Source organism: Bradyrhizobium sp. MOS002, from assembly GCF_003020115.1.
In the GTDB taxonomy this organism is placed as follows: Bacteria; Pseudomonadota; Alphaproteobacteria; order Rhizobiales; family Xanthobacteraceae; genus Bradyrhizobium.
In genome coordinates, this window is sequence record NZ_PYFX01000006.1 from 227,127 (window position 1) to 251,172 (window position 24,046).

Consider the following 24,046-nt stretch of genomic DNA (forward strand, 5'->3'; position numbering starts at 1 on the left):
TTACATGCCGATGTCGAACACGTTCGGCAATTGGCCCGCCAGGGGCAGCGCGGTGGCGCCCAGGAAAGTCGCCACCATCGCCATCAGGCGACGGTTGTTCTGGCGTTTGCCGCGCATCTGGCCGGCGATCCACTCCAGCATTTCGCTGTTGACCTTGGAGGCATAGGACGGCGCCCAGCCTTCGATATCGGACTCGGCCGACAGCGCGACGCTGCGCGGCGGCACCTTCAGGCCGGAGGCGCTCGCGGCATAGTGAGCAACCGCCTTGGCGAGCAGGTCGTCGAAGCGGCCGCCATCGGTGCGCTCGGTCGCGGCTTCGTTGATCTCGAACAGCACTTCGGCCTCAGTGCGGCTGATCGGCTGGTCGTTGACGGCTGTGGCGGTCAGGATGCGGATGCACCAGGCGGTATCATCGGCATCAAGCGAGCGGGAGAAGTGCACCCTTCCCTTGGTGGTCGGGCCTTCGCCCGTGATCACGCCGTCGCGCACGATGGTCAGTGCATGGGCCGAGGTATCGCGGCAGGACGGTTCGAGGGACGGCGACTCAACAGACTTATGCGCAGCGGCAGACATAGTTCACTTCCAGATTTCTTCTGATCGACCAGCATTTTCATGCCGGCGTAAAGGGGTGGTTAATGATTCGGTACGGGGATCGCGACTTTTCTCAATGGTTGCCAATTGGTCGCTGTCAGGACCATTTCGGTTCTGGGAAGCGACGGGCGAGCGTGATGGAAGTCATAAAAGGCTTTCTCGGGGCAATCGCGCCCGTATAGCCCCGGTGGAGATGTTTCGCCGCAGGTGCCGCTGTAACAAAAAGGTGCTAGCAAATCAGGCCTTCAAAGAAGGAATTCACATTTTACTTGAAGCGGTTCACTTGACGTTCACTTGGGGTCGCGGAGCCCCTATACTGAGAGTGGCACCAAAGATGAATTATCAAGCAAATTCAATGCGATGAGGTAGAACCATGACACTTCCGATCGGCGCCACCGCCCCCGACTTTGAAGCCGAGACCACCGAAGGGAAGATCAAGTTCCACGACTGGATCGGCAATAGCTGGGCGCTGCTGTTCTCGCACCCCAAGGACTTCACCCCGGTCTGCACGACCGAGCTCGGCGCGCTCGCCAGGCTGAAGCCGGAATTCGACAAGCGCGGCGTCAAGCTGATGGGTCTCTCGGTCGATCCGGTCGACCGCCACGCCAAATGGTCGGAGGACATCAAGGAGACGCAAGGTGCTGCGCCGAACTTCCCGATGATTGCCGATACCGACTACAACGTCTCCAAGCTCTACGGCATGCTGCCGGCTGCCATCTCAGGCGATCCCCTTGTCCGCACCGCCGCCGACAACCAGACTGTTCGGAACGTCTTCGTCATCGGGCCGGACAAGAAGATCAAGCTGGTGCTGGTCTATCCGATGACCACGGGCCGGAACTTCCAGGAGATCCTGCGCGTGATCGACTCGCTCCAGCTCACCGCCAAGCATCGCGTCGCGACCCCGGCCGACTGGTCGCAGGGTGACGACGTCATCATCGCGGGCTCGGTCTCCAATGACGAGGCCAAGACGATCTATCCGCAGGGCTGGAAGGAGCCGAAGCCCTACATCCGGATCGTGCCGCAGCCGAAATAACCCAACGGTCATCCCGGGCGATGCGTCAGCGTCGCCCGGGATGACGATGTTAGCTCTTACGCCGCGCGCACGCGTTCGAGGAAGCCCTCGACCTCGGCCTTCAGATGCAGGCTCTCGCCCGACAACGCCTGGGCGGAGGCAAACATCCGGCTGGACGTCTCACCCGTCTCGTTCGCACCCTCGGCGGCCTGACGGACGTTGACGGCGACATCGGCCGTCCCCGATACCGCCGCGCGAACGCTGGTGACGATGTTTTGGGTCGCGCTCTTCTGCTGCTCGACCGCCGCCGAGATCGAGCCGGCGATGCCGCTGATGCGCTCGATGGTCTGGCTGATCGCCTTGATGGCGACAACCGATTCCTCGGTCGCAAGCTGCATGCTGGCGATCTGGTTCGAGATCTCGTCGGTCGCCTTGGCGGTCTGGCCGGCGAGCGTCTTGACCTCCTGGGCCACCACCGCAAAACCGCGACCGGCATCGCCCGCGCGCGCGGCCTCGATGGTCGCGTTCAGCGCCAGCAGGTTGGTTTGCTCGGCGATCGAGGTGATCAGCTTGACGACATCGCCGATGCGCGCGCCCGCCTCGGAGAGCTGCGCAATGCGCTGATCGGTCGCCTCGGCCTGCCGCACCGCCTCAGCGGAAATGACGTTCGATTCCTGAACCCGTCGGGTGATTTCGGAGATCGATTGAGACAGCTCGTCCGAGGCTGACGCCGCCGAACGCACGTGCTCGGAGGCAGTTTCGGAGGCTCCCGCCGACCGCGCCGACAGATCGGCGGTGGAGCGCGCGGTGTCGGTGAGCTGCCGCGCCGCCCGCTCGAATTCGCCTGACGACGTCAGCACCTTGTCGAGAATGCCGCCGACGCCGCCGCGGAACTCTTCGACGAAATTGCGCAGGTCGGATTTGCGCTGCTCGGCGGCTGCAGCCGAAGCCGCCGCCTGCTCGCTGCGCATCCGCGCCCGCTCCTGCGAATTGCTCCTGAACACCGCGACCGTGCGGGCGATCTCGCCGATCTCGTCGGCGCGATCCTCGCAATCGATCTCGACGTCGCTCCGACCTTCGGCGAGCGCCGTCAGCGAGCGCGTGACCGAGGTCAGCGGCTTGGTGACACGGCGGACGACGAGCAGGGTCAGCACCAGCACCAGCAGCGCGGCGAGCCCGGCGGCGGCCGCCATGCTTTCGATCGTCTGGGCCAGCATGCTCTCGAACTGGGCCATCGGGATGCCGACATAGAGGATGCCGGCGACCTTGCCACTGGCGTCGGGGATCGGGAAATAGGCGGTCATGAAGGACTTGCCGAACAGCGTGGCCGGACCCTTGTAGGCCTCGCCGCGACGCAGCAGCGCCTGGGCCGGATGATCGGCGGCAAGCTGGGTCCCGACGGCGCGGTCGCCATTTTCCTTCTTCACGTTGGTCGAGCGTCGCACGAACTGCCCGCTCGCATCGTCGAACACGAACAGGGTCGCATTGCCGCCGACATAGGACACCGCGCGATCGACGATGGCGTGATCCTTGAACTCCGGCATCCTGGGAATCTCGGCGCGCACAACCGTGCCATCCCGCATCGTGATCTTCGCATCGGGGACGACCTCGGCAAAGGCCAGCGCCAGCGTGCGCAAACTCACCTCGATGTCGCGGAGCGCCCGATCGTTGAAAGCGGAGGTGAGCGACCAATAGCCGGCGCCGACCACGAGCGCCGTATTCATGGCGATCAGCAGCACCGCGCACAGGAGCGCCTTGGTGCCAAGCTTGAATTGCGGCAGAAACTTCGCCGTTGCACGTTCGTACATGACCAATGACCCCCGTAATTCCTGCATATTCGTGCAATCGGCTTACGGTCGCATTAATGACGGTTCCATCGCCGCACCCGACATGCTTTCCAAATCGTTAACGAGGCTACCCTGACCACGCCAAGGACCACGCCAAGCCCGCCGCCCATCATCGTCTGGTTTCGCGATGACCTCCGCCTGTCCGACCATCCCGCCCTCCACGCTGCCGCCAAGGCCGCTGCGAAGACCGGCGCGCCGGTGATTTGCCTCTATGTGCTGGACGACGCGGCCGGGCGAGCGCCGGGCGCCGCGGCGCGCTGGTGGCTGGCGCAGTCGCTGCGGGCGCTCGGCGCCGACATTGCCACGCGCGGCGGATCGCTGATCCTGCGCAAGGGACCGGCGGCCAGGGTGATCGCGGAGGTGGTCCGCGAGAGCGGAGCCCGCACTGTCTACTGGAATGAGATCGCACAGGCGCCGCATCAGGCGATCGAGCGGCAGCTCGAAGCAGCGCTGGCAAAGATCGGCGTGGACTCGCAAAGTTTCCCGGGCGACCTGCTCGTTCCGCCTGCGGCAATCCGCAACAAGGAAGGCCGCGGCTTGCGCGTGTTCACGCCATTCTGGCGGCGCGTGCTGGCGCTCGGCGACCCGCCAAAACCCCTGCCGGCGCCGAAGGAGCTGCGTCCGGCGCCGACGGTCGCCAGCGACGCGCTGGAGACCTGGAAGCTCGAGCCGGCCAAGCCCGATTGGGCCGGCGGGCTGCGCGAGACATGGACCCCCGGCGAAGCCTCCGCCCGCGCCCGCCTGCGCGACTTCCTCAGGCGCACCGCACAAGGCTATGTCGGCGATCGCGACCGCCCGGACCGCGAGGGCACCTCACACCTGTCACCGCATTTGAGGTTCGGCGAACTCAGCCCGCGCCAAGTCTGGCACGCCGCGCGATTCGCCGCGGCGGAAAATCCCGCGATCGGATCCGGCGTCGACAAGTTCCTGAGCGAGCTCGGCTGGCGTGAGTTCTGCCGCCACCTGCTGCACGACCATCCCAACCTTGCCACCGAAAACCTCCAAGCGAATTTCGACGGCTTCCCATGGAAGCCCGACGCCAAGGCGCTCGCCGCCTGGCAGCGCGGGCGCACCGGCTATCCCATCGTCGACGCCGGCTTGCGCCAGCTCTGGCACACCGGCGTGATGCACAACCGGGTGCGCATGGTCGTCGCCTCGTTCCTGGTCAAGCACCTGCTGATTGACTGGCGCGACGGCGAGAGCTGGTTCTGGGACACGCTGGTCGATGCGGATGCCGGCAGCAATCCCGCCAACTGGCAGTGGGTCGCCGGCTGCGGCGCCGACGCTGCGCCCTATTTCCGCGTGTTCAATCCGGTGCTCCAGGGCGAGAAGTTCGACCCGGATGGAACCTATGTGCGACGCTGGGTGCCCGAGTTGAAGGACGTGCCGGCCAAGCTGATCCACCAGCCCTGGCAGGCGACGCCGATCGAGCTCGCGAGCGCCGGCGTCACGCTCGGCAAGACCTATCCGCAGCCGATCGTCGATCATGCCAGGGGACGTGAGCGCGCGCTCGCCGCCTACGCCAAGATCCGCAAAGGTTGAGGGTTGCTTTGACACAATTATGAAACCCGCTATCGTCATCGCTCCATGCAAACCGTGGGGGACGAAATGGACGACGACAAGCCAATGACCGAACAGGCGATGGACACGATCACCGCCGCCGTTGAAGCGACCAAGGACGCCGCTGTCACTGCGGTGAAGAAGGTCAAGAAAGCAGCCAAGAAGGTCGCGAAGAAAGTAGCGCCAAAGAAGGCTTCCAAGAAGAAAGCCAAGAAGGCTGCGAAGAAAACTTCGAAGAAGGCCGCCAAGAAGACTTCGAAGAAAGCTGCAAAGAAGTCGTCGAAGAAGGCGGCCAAGAAAACAGCAAAGAAAACTACCAAGAAGGCTGCCAAGTCGAAAAAGAAGGCCAAGAAGGCCAAGCGCTGATCGCAACGCTCAAGTCTCCGGGGGCGGACGCGCCCGGAGACGCCCCCGGCGATACCCTACCTTCGCCGCTTGGCTGCGCGCCGGCCCGGGTGATGCTCGCCTTGCGGATCGCGAAATTCGCTGCGATGGCCGCGCCGGTCCTCGGCGTTGAAGCGCCGCCGTTTCTCGGGTGAGCCGAACTGCTTGATCAATCTCCTGCCGTTCACCTTCTTGATGACGTAGCCGCCCTCGGTCATCGAGAACGGCTCCTTGAGCGATCCCATATGGTCGAACTTGGTGCCGCGGGGATGCTTGAAGGGTTCGAACCAGGACGGATAGACGAAGTTCGACATCGGGAAGCCGTTGACGACGAAGGCGTCCTCTTCGACTGCGTCGCAGACCTCGTAGGCATATTGGGTGTGCCGGGTCTTGTCGGCCCACAAATTGGCCATGGGGTCGAGCACCATCTCGAACAGCTCATGCGAGGCTGCCAGACTGACCGGATCGTCCTCGGCCAGCGCCTTGAGGAAGATCTTCGAGATCGGCTGTCCCCGATGCGTCAATTCATGCCGCCCGAGGAAATTCTTGTGGGTCGCATCGTCGAAATAGACCAGCTGCCAGTCGGTAGGCTTCGGCTTGCGGGTGACGTCGAGATCGACGGGGTAGCCCCAGACCGGCATGAAGTGCTCGTCATAGCATTTCTGCAGCGCGGCCGTGAGCCGCGCCATCATCCGCTCGCTCATCATCTCCTCTGCATAATTGATGCAGGCAATCTGGACCGGATTCAGGGACCTGCCGAGCAGTGCACGACGCGCTTTCTTCATGGAAATCACCGTGTGAAAGGGAGGCTGAAATGCCCCAAGCCTAACACGGACGCACCCCGCACGTCAGGGATGTATTCCGGCACCCCGGCCCGCCGGTCCTAGAAGCGTCGGTTGACCACGAACACCGCGGCCGCGCACATCACCATGCCCGCGATCGCCAGCGCATCGAGCTTTTCACCGAACAGCAGATAAGCCATCAGCGCCGTCACGGCGGGCACCAGATAGAACAGGCTTGCAACAGACGTGGCGGCGGCGTGGCGGATCAGCCAGTACAGCAGCCCGATCGACCCGATCGAGAGCGCCACGGCGAGCCAGGCCAGCGCGAGCATGAACTCGCGCGTCCAGTGCACCACGCGGTCCTCGAACAGGAAGGCGCCGATCGCGAAGAAGATCGTGACGGACACGTACTGCACGAGATTGCCGGCGCGCCAGTCGATGTGGTTGCAGTAGCGGCGCTGATAGAGCGTGCCGAGCGTGATGCTGATCAGCGCGACCACCGAGGCGAGCCAGCCGAGCCCGGCTTCGCCGGTCATGGGACGGCCGTGCAGGATCAGCACCACGCCGCCGAGGCCAAGCAGGAGCCCCGCCCATTGCACCGGCGTCACCTTCTCCCCGAGCCAGCGGTTGGCGATGGTCGAGGTCAGGATCGGCTGAAGGCCCGGAATGAGCGCGGAGAGCCCGGCCGGAATCGAGTGCGCGATCGCGATTGCAGTGCCGCCGAGATAGAAGCCATGGACGAGAATGCCGGCGACGGCGCTGTGCGCGATGCCGATACGGTCCGGCCATTTCGGTCGCGCAATCGCGACAATGATTGCCATCAGACCGACCACAAACGCCATGCGGATGGCGAGGTAGGTCAAGGGATCGGCATTGTTGATGACGTATTTGGTGCCGATGAAGCCGGTGCTCCAGAGCAGGACGAACAGGATCGGCGCGGCGCGGGCGGCCAGGGCTTCTTGATTTTGGTTCATTGCCGCCCTCATTGCCTCACAGGCGGCCAATGCGGCAATGCGAATTTCGGCCAATTTCGTTCGGACGATGCTGCGCTGCGACGGACCGGACGGCTCAGCCGCTCACCATTCGTCCGGACAGGGATCGATGATCTTCCAGAGCTCGACACCGTTCTTGATCTTTTTCATGTCGGTGGTGAGCCCGCCATTGCGGCGAATCCAGTCCTTCACCGTGTCGGGGTAATAGGCCATCAGGTCGGACGTCCCCTCCGCGCTGGTGACCTTGATGCCGAAGGTGAAGGCCTTGTCGTAGTAGGCCTGGTGGAAGCCGAGGCTGGCGCGCGGCGTCACGCAGATCTTGTTCATTGGCACGATGCCGAGCACCAGGGTGCAGGCCGAGTTGCAGATGCCATCAATAATGACGCGCTCGCCCTTCTCGCGGACGCGCTTGTACTTGGTCTTGTACTCCTCGACATAGCCGCCGTGGTCGCGGGTAATGTGCAGTTCGGCCCGCGCCGGCGTGGCGGCGATGACCGAGAGCAACAGCAGGCTCAGAAGCGTAATGCGCATGGCGGGGTGACAGCGACAACCTTCAGGAATGGACCGGCCTATGGACCCCCAAAAGGCCGGCAACAGGATTCTTGAGCTAATTCTCTTTGGTCATACTTGTGTGGTGAATTCGTTAAGCATCCCGAAAAGGCCAAAAATGGGCAGGTTTGGACCACAGGTCCGGCAATTCTGTCACACCCACCCGGGAATCTGTGGGATTGGCCTCGATTCCCGGGCGCCAGATAGGTGTCCCCGCCGCCCGAACTGGCTATAAGCGGCTAACCTATTCGTGCGGGTTCCGGAGATTCGAGATGAGCAAGTTGAAGCTTGTAGCCGCGGTTGCCGCCCTGTCGACCGCAATCCTTGCCCCTGGCCTCGCAGAGGCGCGGGGACACCACCGGTATCACCGCCATTATACGAACCCGCTGCCCTACCCAATCAGCTATCTGCACAATTACGGGCCGGGCATCGCGCCGGGGACGTTCGCCTTTTACGACGGCCCGTCGACCAACCATTGCTACCAGAGCGCAGCCGCCTATGTCGGCCAGGACCGCCGCCGGCACCCCTGCTACTGAGGGGCGCAGGCGCGTCCCCTGCGGGAGCCGCTATTTGGTGGCGCCCGATAGCAACAATTGCTTCTCGATCTCGTAGACGGGCAGTTTGACGAGATCCTTGCCGACCTCGCCCTGAAGTGCCTTGCGCACCACATCCGAATAGTCGGCGCGGATCATCCCGAGCGCACGCGGCGAGGCCACCATGGTCAAGGCCGAGGTCTCGCCCGAGCTGACGGCGGCATCGAGCCGGCCGGCCAGGCTACGCAGGAAGGCGCGCTCGGCCTCGTCATGCCAATCGGTCTGCTCCACCGAGCTGCGCGCGCTGCCGGCCGCGCCATGGAGCCTGCCCGGCGCGTCGGTCCCTTGCGCAGCGGTGGAGGGATTGGGCTGTTCGTGCACCTCCTTGGTATGGAGGTTCGGAAACATCCCATCGCCGAGGTTTTCCAGAATGAGCGCCTTGCGCCCGTCGCACACGACCAGCCAGTCACCCTTGTCGATTCTCATTTTGTCCATTGCACAGCTCCAAAGCGACCTCGCGAGCCTGCTCTTCGAATTGCTCGAAAGGCTGGCCATAACGCCAAGCTTAGGGACGAAGCCGCACCGGTGAATTGCGCGGGATCAAGGATGGTGGCGATGTCCTGCGGGGCGCAAACGCAAGCGCGGCATTGGTCAAGAGCGCGAACCTGGGATAGTTTGGCGGAGCTAAAGGTCAGGCCTGCGGCGGGCTGGCTGAAGACCTGTTCATCAGCATTACATTTCGGTCCTGCCACAATTTGATCAGAACAAACTTCGATATCCCTGTATTGCGTAAGCGGAGAAAGACATCATGAAGCTTAGAATTGGCCTCGTCGCCGCGTCCCTGTTGGGTGCGTTGGTCGCATCACCGGCGGCGTCCGCCATGCCCATCGCGCCTGCTCCTGCGACGCCGCAGGTTTCGGACGTCGAGCAGGTCCGCATGGTCTGTGACGCCTGGGGACGCTGCTTCTGGCGCCCGAACTACTATGGATACTACGCGCCGCGGCCGTACTACGGTCCCCGATATGCACCGCGCTTTTATGGTGGGCCTCGCTATTACGGACCACGCTACCGCCGCTGGTGATTCTAGAGGGGCCCTCCGGGGCCCCTTCGCTTTTGCGAGATCAAGGAATGTTGGTCTGGCGTCTTTCCAAAACTGATCTAGATCAAAGACGAAATCCGCCACGCCGTCATTCTTCGACGATGGTCGATTTGATCGTTTTTCGATGTCCCCAGACGGGCATGAATGTGCAGACACATCTTGAGAAGCAGCAGAGACAGGAGGCGCAGAGCTTTGCCTCCTTCGCCTGTCCCGCCTGCACGCGGCTGCATTTCATCGACCTCGCGTCCGGCCAGCCCATGACTCGAGACCGTTGACGACGACATCGATCCGCCGGGCTCCATGCCATGATGTCCCCAATACTACGGCCCGGAATCCGGTTTACTGAAGCGCGATGTTTCGCCATTGATGGCGATGTACTGACGTTCATTTGATTGTCACATTGCGGCAGCCGGCCACAGTCATGTTGTTCGACGCCCTCGCCCCATCCTCGGCGCTTCAATTGATCGGCTTTGCCGACGTCGATGCATTTCGGCCGATCGAATCGATGGAGGATGCGAGAAGCATTCCGCTCGACGTCCGGAATTTCGCGGCGGCTCGCGCTGTCGTCTCCCTGCCCGGCTGCCGCGTCGTCATGATGCGCTCGTTCGCACGCATTCTCGACGCCACCTATCGGATGCCCGGCGGGATGGTGATCCTGCCCATGACGGACGATCTTCAGGTTAATTCCAAGGGCATGGATCTCGACGCGCGTTTCTTCATCGCGCTCCGCGGCAGCGATGAATGCCATTTCGTCGAGCGCCGGACCAATCATCATGCGATGATCATCTTGTCACCCGGCCTGAGTGACCGGGGCTGGTTCGATCAGGCGGACGATTTGCGGGCTTATGGCGCGAACCGCCCCGCTTTGCTCCACATACGGCAGCTCCTGCTCGACATTCTGCGAACCGCGTCGGTGCAGCCGGTCTTGTTCGAAACGTCCGAGGTGGCCGCCCATCTCCAGGAAGGCCTGCTGCTCGCGCTCGACGATCTGTTTCGCATCGATCCGCTCTCAGACCGGAGTGCCTCCGTCCAGGGCGAGCGGTCGATCAAACTTGTGCAACGGATCGACGATTACGTCGCAGCACATCCGACCGCTCCGATCTATACCGCCGATCTCGCCGGCGAGTTTGGCGTCTCGATCCGGACGCTCGGCGGCGCCGTCAGCAAGGTCCGCGGCATGAGCCTGCACCAGTACATTCGCCTGAAAAAACTGTGGGCGACGCGGTCTCGCCTTCTCAAGGGCGGGGGCGCCAACGTCGCCACATGCGCGCGCGCCCAAGGTTTTCACCATTTGGGGGAGTTTGCCGCAGCTTACCGCGCGACCTTCCACGAAGCGCCGTCCGACACGCTGGCACGGGGCCGGCAAGCCGGTCCGATGGCAGGCTGACAAGACACGGCTCCGGCCTTGCACAGGCGGCGCACGCGCCAAGGGAACCAGTTCCTTCGAACCGCATTATCCAAGCAGTGCGCCGGCGGCCGCACTGAAGCACCCCGCGCGTCCTACGCGCGGGGTTTTCTTGCCGTCAACCAAGTGGTTCGGGGAAAAAATGTCTATCAGCCGCAACGTATTGTTTCTGATCATCGGTGCTCTGGTCGTCACGGCAGCCGTGCTCGGCTACAATCTCTACCAGACGAAGAAGCAGCCCGACGGCCTGCAAATCAATGTCGGTCCCAATGGGCTGAAGATCCAGGGCAAATAGAGACCGCTCACGGCCTCGCCGCCAGATCCGAAAAATCTGGCCCTGCAAGTGGCGCGCTCGGAGAGATTCGAACTCCCGACCCTCGGAATCGAAATCCGATGCTCTATCCAGCTGAGCTACGAGCGCCCTGGCCCAGACATTGGGCCGTAACCGAGATGCCCCAGATCGCTGCTGGCGGGCCAGCAGGCCGGAAGACGTTCGGATGGGTTCGAATTAGCAGAGAGGCCGGCCAATAAAAAGCCCTTCCCGCCCCGATTCGAGACGGTCAGACCCGCTCTTACCAGGTGCTGTTGAAGAAGCCGAAATGCGGCTGCTGCGCCATCACCATCATCGGCCGCCCCTTCTGCGGCACCGGATGCGTTCTGGCGACCTTGCGCTTGGGCTGCTGCGCCGAGATCTGAGGGGACTGGGTTTGAGGGAGCTGGGCCTGCGCCTGAAGCTGTGCGTTGGCTTCGGTCTTCTTGACCGCAGCGGGAGCGCCCTTCGCCGCCGGCGTGAATTGGGCGAACGTCTCGCGGACCCGCGCCTTGGCTGATATCTCGGCCAAAGCCGGCGACATGCCCTCCACGGGCGGCTGGGGAGCCACGACAGCGGCGACCTTCACCGCAGGGGCGGCAAGCGTCGGCTGACTGGTGTCGAGCACGACGCGCTCCGGCAGGTGGCGATCGGACCGGATCCGGATCAACGGCTGTTCGTTGCTTGCGGTTGCGACAGCCTGCGTCACAGGCGAAGTTGGCAGCACGTAGTTCGCCGCAAACAGCAGGGCGAGCAAGGCTCCACCAACAAAGGAAAAATACCGAAAGATGGGCATTGGCCACGCTCCGCCCGCCGCATCCCCGCGTGGGCTCTCCGCCTTAACAGGCGATCATTTAATTGGTTCCTGGCCCAGCCGTTCGGTTCAAATGGCGACGCCAAGTTTTTTGGCCAAGGCCACGGGACAGTAACTTTTCCGCTACCGGGCAATGCCGGCTTTATGTCCGACGTGCTGACACAAGCGAACACTTCGCCTGATCGGCATTCACGTTGACGAAGCCGACAGGAATGCGCGCAAAAGTCTTGCGGCTCTTCATGCTGACCGGGTCCGCAAGAACGCGGTTGCGGTCGGTGAGATGACTGCCATCGCGCCGCGCAAAAGCGCAGAGGATCTCGACATCCTTTACGGCATAGTCGTTGTCGTTGCGCAGCGTGAACGTCACCAGCGCCTTCGAGCCAAGGCCGCCGCGGCGCCAGGTCTGAGATGAAATCCTGATCCGACCGAGTTCTGCCATTGTCGGAATCTGAGCTTCGGAAGGCGGCGACGCGGCGGCCGCATCACCCGAAGGCGCCGTCTCGACCGCGGCCACCTCAGACCTCACCGGCTCTGCACTGTTGCCTCTGGAGAGGGGGAGCAGCATCCAGATGCCGCAACCGACGATGATGGCCGCCAACAGCCACAGCAGGCCTCGTCCAAATGAAACGCTCGCGATCGTCACTGCCCGCGCCAGTCGTTCGCCGGTCTCGGCGAAACGCCCTAACCCGATGCGGTCAAACCCGGCGTTCATGGTTGCCTCACCGATCGCGGCGGAAGCACGTTCGACAACGGATCCGGCCACTGCTTACCTTAATCCGGAAGACGAACTAAGGTTCCCGCGCAGCTGTCGAGTCGGCAAGAGCGGTGGCGGTCACCGGCCGAGGCCGCTAACATGCGCTGCAACATCAAGACCCGTCGGGAGAACATGAAATGCCAATCGTCACTTGGGATCACGTCCATCTGCGCAGCCCCGATCCGGAGGCCACGGCGGCCTGGCTGCGGGACATCCTCGGTGGCGAGATCGTGCAAGCGCCCGGACGGATCGACGTGAATCTCGGCGGCGCAAGGATCTTTATTGCGCCACTCGAGGGCGACAACGCGGTCAACCCGCCACCGCCGCATCCGCATCAGGGCCTCGACCATTTCGGTCTCACGGTGAAGGACATCGACGCTGTTGCCGCCGAGATCAAGGCCAAGGGCGTCACCTTCACGCGCGAACCGACCACGATCCGCCCCGGCGTGCGCATCTGCTTCATCCGCGGCCCCGAAGGCATCTCCATCGAGCTGCTCGAGCGCGACAAGAAATATACCTGACACGACGCGCGACGCATCGGCTCACCGCGCGACGTGCCGCCCGGCGCGCCTAAGTCATGCTACCGGGCATGAAGCAGCGGATGGCGACGCCCATGTAGCCGTAGATCGGCCAGACCATGGTGCGCCCCACCCGGTTCGGCTCTGAGATCACGGCCTCCTCGGGCACGTCGACCCACACGAGCTCCTGCGGTCGGCCGTCGATCATGTAGCCATAGCGCGGAACGCGGACCCGATAGTGCCCGTCCTTGCTGTCCCAGTCGGTGTCCGAGAGCGCCGAGCCGTCTGCATCGGAGCAGCAAGGCCCCTTGGCGCTCCGCAGTCCGTCGAACCAGGCCTTCAATTCGGCATTGGTGTTGACGAACTGGCCGCGGTCGCGCGCGTGCCCGAAGGGGGCTGCGAGCGCGATCAGGGCCAGGGCGCAAGCGAGGCTTGCCACGCTTCGCCGGCGTGCCGCGCCGTCAATCCGCCGTTGTCGTGTTTCGCAAATTGTGGGACGCACACTGTACAGACGCGGCTTCTCGCCGCCGGAATCGATCCAGTTGCTCACGTTGGTCTTGCTCCAGCACCCCGCGGCCAGTGCAACAATGGTTATGCATTTCGCGGGCCAACTTGATTCGCAACGACTGGCCTCGCTTCATGATCAGACCGTCATGGCGGTGTCATAGACAAGCCGGGACAACTACGGCTCACGGGCAGGCTCTCGCAAGGCCGGTCGGTAAACTGCCGCGTTGCGCGAGCGCATGCGCTTTGGCATAAATACCGTACCGGTTACGCCATTGGGCGATGGCGGCCGGCCTCGGGACGTTATGAAGAACGGCCTCTATTCGATTCACGTGAACCTGCTCGATGGTCGAGTCGGCAAGGGCAGCGGCGTGATTCTGTTTCGCGACGGCAAGATTCTTGGCGGCGATGCCTACCTCTATTACACCGGCAGCTACACGGTGAAGGACAACACCTTCAAGGGCGAGGTGCTGGTCCAGCGTCACACCTCGCCGCGGGGCGACGACAATCCGCTGTTCGGCGGCCCTGCCGCGGTCGGCATCGGCCTCAGCGGCACCTTCACGGAAACGCGCGGGGACATGACGGGCACCGCGCTGGTCGGCAAGGCCAGCCAGATTTTCGGCGCGACGCTGCACAAGCTCGCAGAGGCCGACTAGAGCATTTTCGGTTCTGATTGAATCAGAACCGAAGCTCTCAATTGTTGCTTCGAGTTGTTTTCTTCACCCGAGCCGGCATCCACTTCGCTCGAAAACGCTCGAGTTATTCCGCGGCCTGCTCGAGCGGCGCCACGCGCGGCAGGATGATCTGGACACGTGTGCCGCTGCCCGGTTCGGAATCCAGATCGAGCCGTCCGCCGAGCCTGTTCGTGACGATGCTGTAGACGATGTGCAGTCCCAGACCGGTGCCGCCCTGGTCGCGCCGCGTCGTGAAGAACGGATCGAAGGCACGGCGGCGAACGTCGAGCGACATGCCGCAGCCATTGTCGGAGAAGATGATCTCGACATTGTCCTTGCCGGACTGGCGCACCTGGATGTCGATGGTCCCCGGCCGGCCGTCCGGGAAGGCGTGCGCCACCGCGTTGAGAAACAGATTGGTCAGCACCTGGCCGTACGGTCCGGGATAGCTGTTCATGGTCAGATCAGGCTGGCACTCGACATTGAGCGTCAGATTGTGCTTGCGCAGGCCCGGCCGCAGACTCATCACCACCTGCTCGGTGAGGTCACCGAGATCGAAGCTGCGCTGGTCCGAATAGTTGCGGTCGGCGGCGACCTGCTTGAACGACTGGATCAGCTCGGCGGCGCGGTTGAGATTAGCGACGAGCTGCGAGGACGCATCGCGGCTGGTGTGAAGAAAGTCGTTGAGCGCGGAGCGGCGCAGCTCGCCACGCTCGACCTCGGCGGTGAACATCGCGGTCTTGCGCTCCAGCGCGGAGGCGACCGTGAGGCTGATGCCGACGGGGTTGTTGACTTCGTGCGCGACGCCGGCGACGAGGCGCCCGAGCGCCGCCAGCTTCTCCGCCTCGATCAGCGAGGCCTGGGTCTCGCGCAGATTGCGCAGCGCGGTCTCGGCGGATTCCTTGGCTTTCCGCATCTCCTGCTCGCCGCGCTTGCGCTCGCCGATGTCGAGCGCGACGGTGACGATCCGCTCGATCTCGCCTTCGGCATCGAGCAGCGGCAGCTTGTTGACGAGCCATTGCCGCATGTGGCCGGACGAATCAATGTACTCCTCTTCGTAGAAGCCGAGACCTTTTCGCAGCGTCAGCACGCGCTTGTCGCTCTCGTCGGACTTGGCCGCGCCGTAGCGCGACATCAGGTCGGCCGTGGTGCGGCCGAGTGCATCGCCGGGCTCGATTCCGAAGATGCCGGCCATGTAACGGTTCATCAGTACGTAGCGCAGCTCGCGGTCCTTGACGTTGATGACCGCGGGCACGGTGTCGATGACCTGCTGGAGCAGGCGCCGTCCTTCGGCGATGGCGTCTTCCGCGCGCTTCTGGTCGGTGATGTCGCGCAGCGTGCCCTCGTAGCGGACGATGTTGCCCGCCTCGTCGCGGACGCCGGTGGCACTGTCGGACAGCCACAGGATGTCGCCGCCGCGCTGGCGCACCTGGTATTCGAACTCGCGCACCATGCCGTCGCGGGCCATCAGCCGCTGATACTCGACGCGCGCCTCGGGATTGAGGTAGATCGTGTGGGCGATGTCGTTGATGCTGTCGATGAGATCTTTGGGGCTGTCATAGCCCATCATCCTCGCCAGCGCCGGATTGGCGTTGAGGAGGTCGCCGGCCGGCGTCGTGACATAGATACCATCGACCGAGCCCTCGAACAGTTTCCGGTAGCTCTCTTCGGCGAGGCGCTGCTCGGTCAGCGCGCGCACCGCCGCCTCGCGTGCCGTGTCGGCCTCCTCCAGCGCGCGGCGGAACACTTCGGCCGCCCGCGCGATGTCGCCGATCTCATTGTCGAGGTCGGCGGACGGGATCGAGGTGTTCTTCTCGCCGGCTGCGAGCGCGCGGATCGACCGCGCGATCTGGGCGAGCGGACGGACTGTCCGCCGCACCACGAAGCCGGCCGCGAGAATGCCGATCAGCACGCCGACGGTGCCGAGCACGATGCTCTGCCAGCGCGCCTCCGTCAGCGTGCGGGCAAAGTCGCGCGACAGCACATGACCGCGCCGGGCGCTGACCTCGCGCAGCAATTCGGTGACGCGGCCGATCAGCCGGCCTTCGGTTCCCAGCACCTCGCGATCGATGTCGGCGATCTGACGTTCACGGACAGCGACCGCGATGATCGCCTCGGCGTAGTCGTTGACGGCCGATCTGAGCTTGGGATCGGTGACGCCCATCGCCCGCATGCTTTGCGCCGCCTGCTCGGCCGCGGACGGGTTGCGCGCAAGCAATCCGAGCGCGATCCGGCTCTGCGCTTCCGACAGGCGGGACGCCAGCTCTCGGTCCGCGGTGCCGGAGACAGCCGCGTCGAACTGGTCGCGGAGCGGCGGCAGGCCAGCGAGCAGCTGGGCGCGGCGGTCGATCAAGGTCGAGATCCGCTCCAGGCCGCTGCGATAGGTCGCAAGCCGCTCGCTGACCCCGTCGATCATATCCTGTTGCTCGGGCACGAGCTCGATGCGGGTCTTCTTCAGGATGTCGCTGAGCGTCGAGGCCGCCTCGCCCACCTGTTTGAACTGGATGCCGGCGCCGGGATCGGTGACGAAGTCGCGCGCAGCGAGCCGCAGCTCGTTCATGCGGCGGTCGATGTCCTCGGCGAGGTCGCCGACACTCTGCAGCCGCTGCAGCTCGGCAAAAGTCGTGTCGATGTGCCGGATCGCGATCACGCTCGCCGTCGAGGTGACGATGATCACCGCCAGCACCAGAAGGAAGCTGCCGAAGGTAAGCTGGCCGATGGAGAGCGAGAATGTTCGCTTTTTCTCAGGGGTCGGCGTCAATTCAGCGGACATTGGGTGATGTGAGGACCGGGCTATTGGAGCTCCAATATACGACGTATTGCGGTCCCGGGGGAACATGCGTCTGGCCGCCGAATATCCTTAATATTGAAGCCCTGCCGCCTTCCCCGGCCCCGGTTTTATGACGTTTTGACGTCGGCCGGCGGCCGGGCCGGGATGGTCATGGCGGCGACGCCGACGACGATGCAGGCAAGGCCGATCCAGGCGGTCCGGCTCAGGCTCTCGCCCAGGAAGGCGACGCTGATGGCAACACCGATCGGCACGCGTAGATAGGCCTGCGCGGTGGTGCCGACCGAGCCCAGGGTCTGGATCAGGCGGAAATAGATCACGAAGGCCGCGGCGGTCGAGAAGGTCGCCAGCGCGAGCAGCGCCAGCACGGAACTCAGCGAGGGCGACAGTGTCCAGGGCTGCTCGACGATGAGCGAGGCCGGGATCAGCGCCGCCGCCCCCGCCAGCAGCGAGCCGGCCGCGGGCGCCATGGGATCGAGGCCCTTGAAGCCGCGACCGAAGATCGCTGCGCAGGCGTAGCAGATGGTGGCGGCAACGATGGCGGCCTCCGCGACGAGACCGCTTCCGACATCATGGAAGGCATCGACGCCGACGATCAGCAGGATGCCGGCCATGCCGGCGACCACGCCGACCAGCTTGCGCGGTGTCGTCGCCTCGTGACGCGTCACAACGGCCGTGAGCAGGAAGGTGAAGATCGGGCCGGCCGAGTTGAGGATGGTCGCGAGCGCGGCATCGACGTGGCGCTCGCCCCAGGCGATCAATGTCCAGGGGATCACGCTGTTGAGCACGGCCTGGAAGGCGAAGCGTTGCCAGGTCGCGGCATCATTCGGCATCCTGATGCCCCGCGCCCACATGATCGCGAGCAGCAGCAGGCCCGCAATCGTGGTGCGCGCTGCGATCAGCGTGATCGGCGGAATCGTGGCGACCCCGAGCTTGATGAAGGTGTAGGAGCCGCCCCAGAGCGTCGCGAGCGCGAGCAGCAGCGCCAGCTCGACCGCGACGTTGTTGTCTTGCCGATTGTCCTGCCGGTTGGCCATGTCGCGCGTCCCGTCCCGTTGTCAGGGACGGAACCTAGCGCGTCTGCCCTCGCCGATACTTCGCTGTGTGTCGAAGTGTCCTAGCCGACCGCCCCGACCTCGAACACCTCGCCGTCATAGCCGGCCTCGCGGGGAATGCGGAGCTGACGGCCAGTTTCGGTCTTGGTCATGACAGGCATCACGGTCACGACGGACATGCCGCGGGCGTGCTCGAGCGCGGCGCTCACGCTGACCTGCTTGGCGAGCCGGATCAAATTGCGCGTGGTCGGGAACGGCAGCTTGAAGCGGCCGCTCTCGCCGCCCTCCACCGCCTCGCGCGGCGAGACCCAGATCGAGTCGGTCGACTCCCCTCCGTCATGCGCGCCGAGCTGGTCGGGCGGTGCTGCCGCAAGGAAGAACCAGGTGTCGAAACGTTTTGGCATCCCCTCCGGCGTGATCCAGTGCGCGTAAGGCACGAGCGTATCGAGCGCGAGCTGGAGGCCGTTGTCGGCCAGAATGCTCAGGAAGCTGATCTTGTGCTCGTTGAGCGCGACGCGATGCGCATCGGCGATCTCGCCGGCGCGCCTGGCATCCACCGGCGTGCCCGAATCCTTCGACCGCGCCAGCAGGATGCCGCTTTCCTCAAAGGTCTCGCGGATCGCGGCGATCCGAAAACCGCGGTCCGCTTCGCTCAAGCCCTCGCCGCCCGAATACAGATCGGACCGGGCGACGATCTCCTGATCGCCGGCATCGACGCTGCCGCCGGGAAACACCAGCGCGCCCGAATTGAACTCGATCTGATGATGGCGGACCATCATGAAGACTTCAATTTCCTTCCCTGCTGCGCCGTCGCGCAGCAGGAGGATCGTCGACGCGGGGCGTGATGCTGATGCCTCGGCCATTCAACTAACCTGCTGCGCTGGATTGCGGGCCGAGATTGGCGCGCTTGTCGACGCGGGCCACGCGCGACAGCAGGTACTCGACCTCTGCCTTCGCCGCCGGGGTAATGGTGGCGCCGGGCTTGCGCTGGGCGCTGGAGGCGATGATGCCGCGCTTCTGCAGCACGTATTTGCGCACGGCAAGGCCAGCGCCAGGCTGCTGCTCGTAGCGGATCAGCGGCAGATGGGCATCGAACAGATCATGGGCGGCGTCGCGCTTGCCTTCCTTCGAAAGTCGGACGACGTCGATCAGGAGTTCGGGGAAGGCATAGCCGGTCATGGCGCCGTCGGCGCCGCGCTCCATCTCGAAGTCCAGAAAGAGCCCGCCATTGCCGCAGAGGATCGACAGCGGCCGCAGCGAGCCGTCCTTCTGGAAATTGCGCAGCGTCGAGATTTTTTCCAGTCCCGGCCAGTCCTCGTGCTTGAGCATCACGCAGTTCGGATTGTCGGTGACGATCTTGCGGATCACGGCGGGGGTGAACACCACCGACAAGGTCAGCGGATAGTCCTGGAGCACCCAGGGCACGTCGGGGCCGATCGCCTCGGCCGCCTGCTTGTAATAGCCGACGATCTGGTCGTCGGTCCGCAACGACGGCGGCGGCGCGATCATCACACCGGCCGCACCGGCCTCCATCGAGACCTTCGCCAGCGAGCGCATGGTGGCAAAGCCCGGCGCGGAGACGCCGACGATCACCTGCATCTTTTTGGCGCGCTTGACGAAGCGTACCGCCACCTGCTCGGCCTCGGCGGCATCGAGCTTCGGCGCCTCACCGAGAATGCCGAGCACCGTGACGCCGTCGCAGCCGACCTCCTCGTAGAAATCGGTCAGGCGGTCGATCGAGCGCTCGTCGATCCGGCCGTCGTCGTGGAACGGCGTCGGCGCGATTGCGAAGGTGCCCTTGGCGTCGGCGGTGAGTTTCATCGGGTCTCTATCCTCTTGTTCGTCATTCCGGGGCGATGCGTCAGCATCGAACTATGGTGCGCAATTGCGCACCTGAGAATCTCGAGGTTCCGGCTCCGATGCTTTGCATCGCCCCGGAACGACAACAATGGCTAAAACCGCCGCGCGCCCATCTTGATCTGCTCCTCGGAGAAGAAGATCTCCTGGGCATGATCGGCGATGTCCTGGGCCTTCCAGCCCGTGTGCGGCGGCTTCCAGCCGTCCATTTCCATCATCCGCATTTCGCGCACGCCGCGGGGCCCGGACACGCCCAGCACCTTGCCGGTCTGGTCGCCGGACAAGTCGCTGACCATGTATAGCACGGCCGGCGCGATGCCGTCCGGCCCCAGCGCCGCCGAGGGGTTCTCCTTATAGCGGGGCAGGTCTGCGGTCATGCGGGTCAGCGCGCCCGGGGCAAGCGTCCAGATCCGGATGTTGTATTTGCGGCCCTCGATCGCCAGCACGTTGGACAGGCCCCAGATGCCGCCCTTGGCCGCGCCGTAATTGCTCTGGCCGAAATTGCCGATCAGGCCCGAGGTCGAGGAGGTGTTGACGATCACGCCGCCGCCGTTTTCCCGCATCCAGCGAAACACCGGCATGGTGCAACAAAAGGTGCCTTTCAGATGCACCTTGATGACCTTGTCCCAGTCGGACTCGCTGGCCTTGGCGAAGGTCTGGTCGCGCAGGATGCCGGCATTGTTGACGAGGATGTCGGCGCGGCCGAAATGCTTGATGGCGTCGTCGAACACCGACTGGCCGCCTTCCATGGTGGAGATGTCGGCGCCGTTGGCGACGGCCTTGCCGCCTTCGGCCTTGATCGCATCCACCACGAGCTGCGCCATCGATGTGTCGGCGCCCGAGCCGTCACGGGGGCCACCGAGGTCGTTGACCACGACGGACGCCCCTTCCCGCGCGAACAGCCTTGCGTAGGCCTCACCGAGCCCCCCGCCCGCGCCGGTGATCAGCGCAACCTTGCCGTCGAGTAGTCCCATGGTGGCGTCTCCCTGGTTTTGTTTTCTTTCTTACCTCGTCCCGCTTGCGGGGAGAGGTCGGATCGCCTTGCGATCCGGGTGAGGGGATACAGGTCTCAATACCGTCTCGGCTCGTGGTGAGAGCCCCTCACCCCACCCTCTCCCCGCAAGAGCGGGGCGAGGGAGACGACGGCCGTCGCGTGTTGCTACCCCAGCACCGTCTTGCCGTTCTTGATCACGGTGACGCCGCGCGACTTCACCTTCGCTTCGAACGAGATCACGCTGCCGTCCTTCCAGAGGTCCATGGTCACGGTCTCGCCGGGATAGACCGGCGAGGAGAACCGCGCGACGTGCTGGCGGAAGGCGGAGGCGTCGTAGTCGGCATAGGTCTGGAGCACGCCGCGGCAGGTGATGCCGTAGGTGCACATGCCGTGCAGGATCGGACGCGGGAAGCCGGCCTTTTTCGCGAATTCGGGATCGGAGTGCAGCGGGTTGCGGTCACCGCAGAGACGATAGACCAGCGCCTGGTCGGGGCGCGTGACGATGTCGATGGTCGTGTCCGGTGCGCGCGACGGGATCTTGTGCGGATCCGGCTGGGTCAGGTTCGGGCCGCCAAAGCCGCCATCGCCGCGGGCGAAGCGCGAGGCGACCAGAGTTGCCAGCTTCTCGCCCTTCTCATTCTTGAGCACGGTCTGGTGGCTGATGACGACACCCTTGTCCTTGCCCTTGTCGTAGACTTCGATCACGGAGGAGTCGGCGGTGATATGCGCAGCCACCGGCAGCGGCTGGTGGAAGGTGATGTCGCGCTCGCCGTCGACCACCATCACGCGGTTGAGGTTCATCTCGCCGGGACCCGCGCCCCACGCGGCGACGGAGGCAAAGGTCGGCACCACCTTGAGCGGCCGCGGCGTCAGCGTGCCCTCGTTGACGAAAGCGAGCTCGTTTTCGTCCATCGGATCTGCTCCGAGCCCGATGCCATAGGCGTAGAGCATGACCTCGCGATCGGTGTAGGCGTATTTCTGGCCGAGGTTTTTCAGGCCTTTGAGTTCATCGTATCTGGCGGACATTTTTCTGGTTTCCCCTCCGGATTCTTATGCGCCGCTGCCAGTCGAAGTGCCCTCTCCCCTTGCGGGAGAGGGCTACGAGAGCCGTGCGGCAAACTCGTTTGGGTGAGGGGTTGCTTCCGCAGTGAAAGCGTTCTCCGCGGAGCGATACCCCTCATCCGGCGCCAAAGCCGAAGCTTCGCTTCGGCGTCTCTTAAGAACGGCCGCCAAAGGCGGCCTAAGCCACCTTCTCCCGCAAGGGGAGAAGGAAGAAAGCAAACTAAGCCGGCGTGAAGAACGGCAATGGCGCGCCATCGGTCGGCTTGAACACCACTTTCACCTTCTGGCCGATCTTCAACGTCGTCAGATCGCAATCAACGAAATTGGTCTGCAGCGACGGCCCCTCCTTCAGCGTGACGTAGCCGATCGCGTAAGGGCCGGTCGGCGACTTCCGCATCAGGCTGTAAGTGTAGATCGTGCCCTCGCCCGAAGACTCCTCCCACACCGTCTTGTCGGAGTAGCAGAACGGGCAGATCGCGCGCGGGAAGTAATGCGCCTCGCCGCAGGCGGTGCAGCGCTTGATCATGAACTTGCCCTGCTTGGCGGCCTCCCAAAACGCAGCGGTCTCGGGGTTCGTCACCGGGGCCGGATATTTTTTAGCTTCGCTCATCACACGCGCTCCAAAATCGCAGTCGAGGCGGCGTGGCGGACGCCGAGCAGGCCGCCGGTGCCGTGGGCGATGGCGAGATCGCAATTCTTGACCTGCACCTTCGGATGCGCCTCGCCGCGCAGCTGCCGCACGGCCTCAAGGATCTTGGTCATGCCGCCGCGGTTGACGGGATGGTTGCTGCAGAGGCCGCCGCCATCGGTGTTGAACGGCAGCTTGCCGACGCCCGAGATCAGATTGCCGTCGGCGACGAACTTGCCGCCCTCGCCTTTCTTGCAGAAGCCGAGGTCCTCGAGCTGCATCAGGACGGTGATGGTGAAGCTGTCGTAGATCGAGGCGTATTTGATGTCCTTCGGCGTGATGCCGGCTTCCTCAAACGCACGCGGGCCGGACCAGATGCCGGCGGAGTACGTGAGGTCGAGATCTTTGCCGCCGCGCGGCCCCTTCATCGCCTCGCCATGTCCGATCAGCTTGACCAGCGGCTTCTTCAGGCTTTTTGCGATCTCCGGCGTCGTCACGATCAGCGCGCCGCCGCCGTCGGAGACGACGCAGCAATCCATGCGATGCAAGGGATCGGAGATCATCGGCGAATTCAGCACGTCCTCGACGGTGACGACGTCCTTGAGCATCGCATGCGGATTGTATTGCGCGTGGTGCGAGGCCGCGACCTTGATCCAGGCGAGCTGCTCGCTGGTGGTGCCATAGTCGTGCATGTGGCGCATGGCACACATGCCGTAGGCATTGTGCGTGGTCGCGCCGTATGCCGTCTCGAAATCGGCCTCGGCGCCGGCCGCGCGCGGCGGCATCGCGCCGGTGCGCGGCTTGCCCGCCAGCGTGATCAGCGCGATCGAGCACTTGCCCGCGGCAATCGCTTCGGCGGCGTGGCCGAGATGGATGATGTAGGAACAGCCGCCGGTCTCGGTGGAATCGACATGGCGGAGTTTCTTGGTGTTGAGACCGAGATAATCGACCATCGGCCAGGCGCCGCCGGGAGCGTCGCCCGCGCAGAAATAGCCGTCGACATCGTCCTTAGAGAGCCCAGCATCCTCGATCGCGCCCTTGGCGACCTCGGCATGGAGCTGCGCGGTGGATTTGTCTGGCGCATGCCGGGTCGGGTGTTCAAAAATCCCGGCAATGTAGGCCTTGCCCTTGATGGTCAAATAAGGTCTCCGCTGGCGTTTCTCACTTCCGGTTTTTTCTGAACCGCTGCTGCCCCGTTGGCAAGCGCGGAAATATTCCGCCGGGCGAGAGGGCAGCGGTTGGCGCAACTCCCCATCCGTCATCCTGAGGCGCGAGTGGCGCGATGCAATGCATCGCGCCGGGAGCCTCGAAGGATGCACGGCCGAGATTCTACG

General features: G+C 64.1%; 26 protein-coding genes and 1 tRNA gene. 9 read left to right on the forward strand and 18 right to left on the reverse strand.

Features of this window, described 5'->3' with window-relative positions; genetic code table 11:
• Positions 1-573, reverse strand: a complete 573-nt coding sequence (locus tag C7G41_RS20640) for a hypothetical protein (protein ID WP_199198497.1) — start codon at positions 571-573, stop codon at positions 1-3.
• A gap of 391 nt (positions 574-964) precedes the next feature.
• Between C7G41_RS20640 and C7G41_RS20645 the strand changes: the two genes are divergently transcribed.
• On the forward strand, positions 965-1,624 hold the full coding sequence (locus C7G41_RS20645; protein WP_007611501.1) for a peroxiredoxin: 660 nt from the start codon (positions 965-967) through the stop codon (positions 1,622-1,624).
• A 56-nt stretch (positions 1,625-1,680) separates the two neighbouring features.
• Here C7G41_RS20645 and C7G41_RS20650 read toward each other — a convergent pair whose 3' ends face one another.
• Positions 1,681-3,411, reverse strand: coding sequence for a methyl-accepting chemotaxis protein (locus tag C7G41_RS20650; RefSeq protein ID WP_106944267.1), 1,731 nt, complete (start codon positions 3,409-3,411; stop codon positions 1,681-1,683).
• Between the two features lie 177 nt (positions 3,412-3,588).
• On the opposite strand from C7G41_RS20650, the gene C7G41_RS20655 reads away from it, so the two are divergent.
• Together C7G41_RS20655 and C7G41_RS20660 are read left to right on the forward strand one after the other, a co-directional pair.
• Positions 3,589-4,992 (forward strand): deoxyribodipyrimidine photo-lyase, encoded by a 1,404-nt coding sequence (locus C7G41_RS20655; protein WP_245446606.1) that lies wholly within the window; start codon positions 3,589-3,591, stop codon positions 4,990-4,992.
• A 66-nt stretch (positions 4,993-5,058) separates the two neighbouring features.
• A complete protein-coding gene (locus C7G41_RS20660) occupies positions 5,059-5,376 on the forward strand; it encodes a histone (RefSeq protein WP_199198498.1) in 318 nt (105 codons plus the stop codon).
• 56 nt (positions 5,377-5,432) lie between these two features.
• On the opposite strand, the gene C7G41_RS20665 is transcribed toward C7G41_RS20660, so the two are convergent.
• From C7G41_RS20665 to C7G41_RS20675, 3 genes are all read right to left on the reverse strand, one after another.
• A complete protein-coding gene (locus tag C7G41_RS20665) occupies positions 5,433-6,179 on the reverse strand; it encodes a hypothetical protein (protein WP_199198499.1) in 747 nt (248 codons plus the stop codon).
• Between the two features lie 98 nt (positions 6,180-6,277).
• Positions 6,278-7,150: a DMT family transporter gene (locus C7G41_RS20670; protein ID WP_106944270.1), complete on the reverse strand. Its 873-nt coding sequence runs from the start codon at positions 7,148-7,150 to the stop codon at positions 6,278-6,280.
• A 102-nt stretch (positions 7,151-7,252) separates the two neighbouring features.
• Positions 7,253-7,699 carry a hypothetical protein gene (locus C7G41_RS20675; protein WP_106944271.1) on the reverse strand — a complete coding sequence of 149 codons (447 nt, stop codon included), beginning with the start codon at positions 7,697-7,699 and terminating at the stop codon, positions 7,253-7,255.
• Between the two features lie 290 nt (positions 7,700-7,989).
• Here C7G41_RS20675 and C7G41_RS20680 point away from each other — a divergent pair, with 290 nt between their 5' ends.
• Complete coding sequence (locus tag C7G41_RS20680; RefSeq protein ID WP_106944272.1) at positions 7,990-8,253, forward strand: hypothetical protein; 264 nt, start codon at positions 7,990-7,992, stop codon at positions 8,251-8,253.
• Between the two features lie 30 nt (positions 8,254-8,283).
• On the opposite strand, the gene C7G41_RS20685 is transcribed toward C7G41_RS20680, so the two are convergent.
• Positions 8,284-8,745 carry a host attachment protein gene (locus tag C7G41_RS20685; RefSeq protein WP_106944273.1) on the reverse strand — a complete coding sequence of 154 codons (462 nt, stop codon included), beginning with the start codon at positions 8,743-8,745 and terminating at the stop codon, positions 8,284-8,286.
• A 313-nt stretch (positions 8,746-9,058) separates the two neighbouring features.
• On the opposite strand from C7G41_RS20685, the gene C7G41_RS20690 reads away from it, so the two are divergent.
• The 3 genes from C7G41_RS20690 to C7G41_RS37870 all read left to right on the forward strand — a co-directional run bounded on the left by C7G41_RS20690 (position 9,059) and on the right by C7G41_RS37870 (position 11,049).
• Entirely contained in the window at positions 9,059-9,331 is a 273-nt protein-coding gene (locus tag C7G41_RS20690; RefSeq protein ID WP_106944274.1) for a hypothetical protein, read from the forward strand.
• Between the two features lie 439 nt (positions 9,332-9,770).
• Complete coding sequence (locus C7G41_RS20700; RefSeq protein WP_199198500.1) at positions 9,771-10,736, forward strand: helix-turn-helix domain-containing protein; 966 nt, start codon at positions 9,771-9,773, stop codon at positions 10,734-10,736.
• Positions 10,737-10,896: 160 nt separating this feature from the next.
• The gene (locus tag C7G41_RS37870) at positions 10,897-11,049 is read left to right on the forward strand and encodes a hypothetical protein (protein WP_018455284.1); all 153 of its coding nucleotides are present in this window, start codon (positions 10,897-10,899) and stop codon (positions 11,047-11,049) included.
• Between the two features lie 49 nt (positions 11,050-11,098).
• On the opposite strand, the gene C7G41_RS20705 is transcribed toward C7G41_RS37870, so the two are convergent.
• The 3 genes from C7G41_RS20705 to C7G41_RS20715 form a co-directional block, all read right to left on the reverse strand.
• Positions 11,099-11,175 (reverse strand) — tRNA-Arg (locus tag C7G41_RS20705).
• Between the two features lie 151 nt (positions 11,176-11,326).
• Positions 11,327-11,860 (reverse strand): hypothetical protein, encoded by a 534-nt coding sequence (locus tag C7G41_RS20710; RefSeq protein ID WP_106944275.1) that lies wholly within the window; start codon positions 11,858-11,860, stop codon positions 11,327-11,329.
• Positions 11,861-12,020: 160 nt separating this feature from the next.
• The gene (locus tag C7G41_RS20715) at positions 12,021-12,590 is read right to left on the reverse strand and encodes a hypothetical protein (protein WP_199198501.1); all 570 of its coding nucleotides are present in this window, start codon (positions 12,588-12,590) and stop codon (positions 12,021-12,023) included.
• A 179-nt stretch (positions 12,591-12,769) separates the two neighbouring features.
• On the opposite strand from C7G41_RS20715, the gene C7G41_RS20720 reads away from it, so the two are divergent.
• Entirely contained in the window at positions 12,770-13,153 is a 384-nt protein-coding gene (locus C7G41_RS20720) for a VOC family protein (RefSeq protein WP_106944277.1), read from the forward strand.
• A gap of 49 nt (positions 13,154-13,202) precedes the next feature.
• Here C7G41_RS20720 and C7G41_RS20725 read toward each other — a convergent pair whose 3' ends face one another.
• Positions 13,203-13,700, reverse strand: a complete 498-nt coding sequence (locus C7G41_RS20725) for a hypothetical protein (RefSeq protein ID WP_106944278.1) — start codon at positions 13,698-13,700, stop codon at positions 13,203-13,205.
• Positions 13,701-13,959: 259 nt separating this feature from the next.
• Here C7G41_RS20725 and C7G41_RS20730 point away from each other — a divergent pair, with 259 nt between their 5' ends.
• Positions 13,960-14,310 (forward strand): GrlR family regulatory protein, encoded by a 351-nt coding sequence (locus C7G41_RS20730; protein ID WP_085395594.1) that lies wholly within the window; start codon positions 13,960-13,962, stop codon positions 14,308-14,310.
• Between the two features lie 103 nt (positions 14,311-14,413).
• On the opposite strand, the gene C7G41_RS20735 is transcribed toward C7G41_RS20730, so the two are convergent.
• The 8 genes from C7G41_RS20735 to C7G41_RS20770 form a co-directional block, all read right to left on the reverse strand.
• Complete coding sequence (locus tag C7G41_RS20735) at positions 14,414-17,101, reverse strand: PAS domain S-box protein (RefSeq protein ID WP_106944279.1); 2,688 nt, start codon at positions 17,099-17,101, stop codon at positions 14,414-14,416.
• 125 nt (positions 17,102-17,226) lie between these two features.
• Positions 17,227-18,153: a DMT family transporter gene (locus C7G41_RS20740; RefSeq protein WP_106944280.1), complete on the reverse strand. Its 927-nt coding sequence runs from the start codon at positions 18,151-18,153 to the stop codon at positions 17,227-17,229.
• A gap of 80 nt (positions 18,154-18,233) precedes the next feature.
• On the reverse strand, positions 18,234-19,034 hold the full coding sequence (locus C7G41_RS20745) for an NUDIX hydrolase (protein ID WP_106944281.1): 801 nt from the start codon (positions 19,032-19,034) through the stop codon (positions 18,234-18,236).
• A gap of 4 nt (positions 19,035-19,038) precedes the next feature.
• Complete coding sequence (locus C7G41_RS20750; protein WP_106944282.1) at positions 19,039-19,992, reverse strand: dihydrodipicolinate synthase family protein; 954 nt, start codon at positions 19,990-19,992, stop codon at positions 19,039-19,041.
• Between the two features lie 131 nt (positions 19,993-20,123).
• Entirely contained in the window at positions 20,124-21,002 is an 879-nt protein-coding gene (locus C7G41_RS20755) for an SDR family oxidoreductase (RefSeq protein WP_106944283.1), read from the reverse strand.
• A gap of 185 nt (positions 21,003-21,187) precedes the next feature.
• Positions 21,188-22,048, reverse strand: coding sequence for a MaoC family dehydratase (locus C7G41_RS20760; protein WP_106944284.1), 861 nt, complete (start codon positions 22,046-22,048; stop codon positions 21,188-21,190).
• Positions 22,049-22,304: 256 nt separating this feature from the next.
• Positions 22,305-22,694: a Zn-ribbon domain-containing OB-fold protein gene (locus C7G41_RS20765; RefSeq protein ID WP_106944285.1), complete on the reverse strand. Its 390-nt coding sequence runs from the start codon at positions 22,692-22,694 to the stop codon at positions 22,305-22,307.
• Positions 22,694-23,851 (reverse strand): thiolase domain-containing protein, encoded by a 1,158-nt coding sequence (locus tag C7G41_RS20770; RefSeq protein ID WP_106944286.1) that lies wholly within the window; start codon positions 23,849-23,851, stop codon positions 22,694-22,696. The genes C7G41_RS20765 and C7G41_RS20770 overlap by 1 nt, the downstream gene beginning before the upstream one ends.
• Positions 23,852-24,046: the final 195 nt, after the last annotated feature.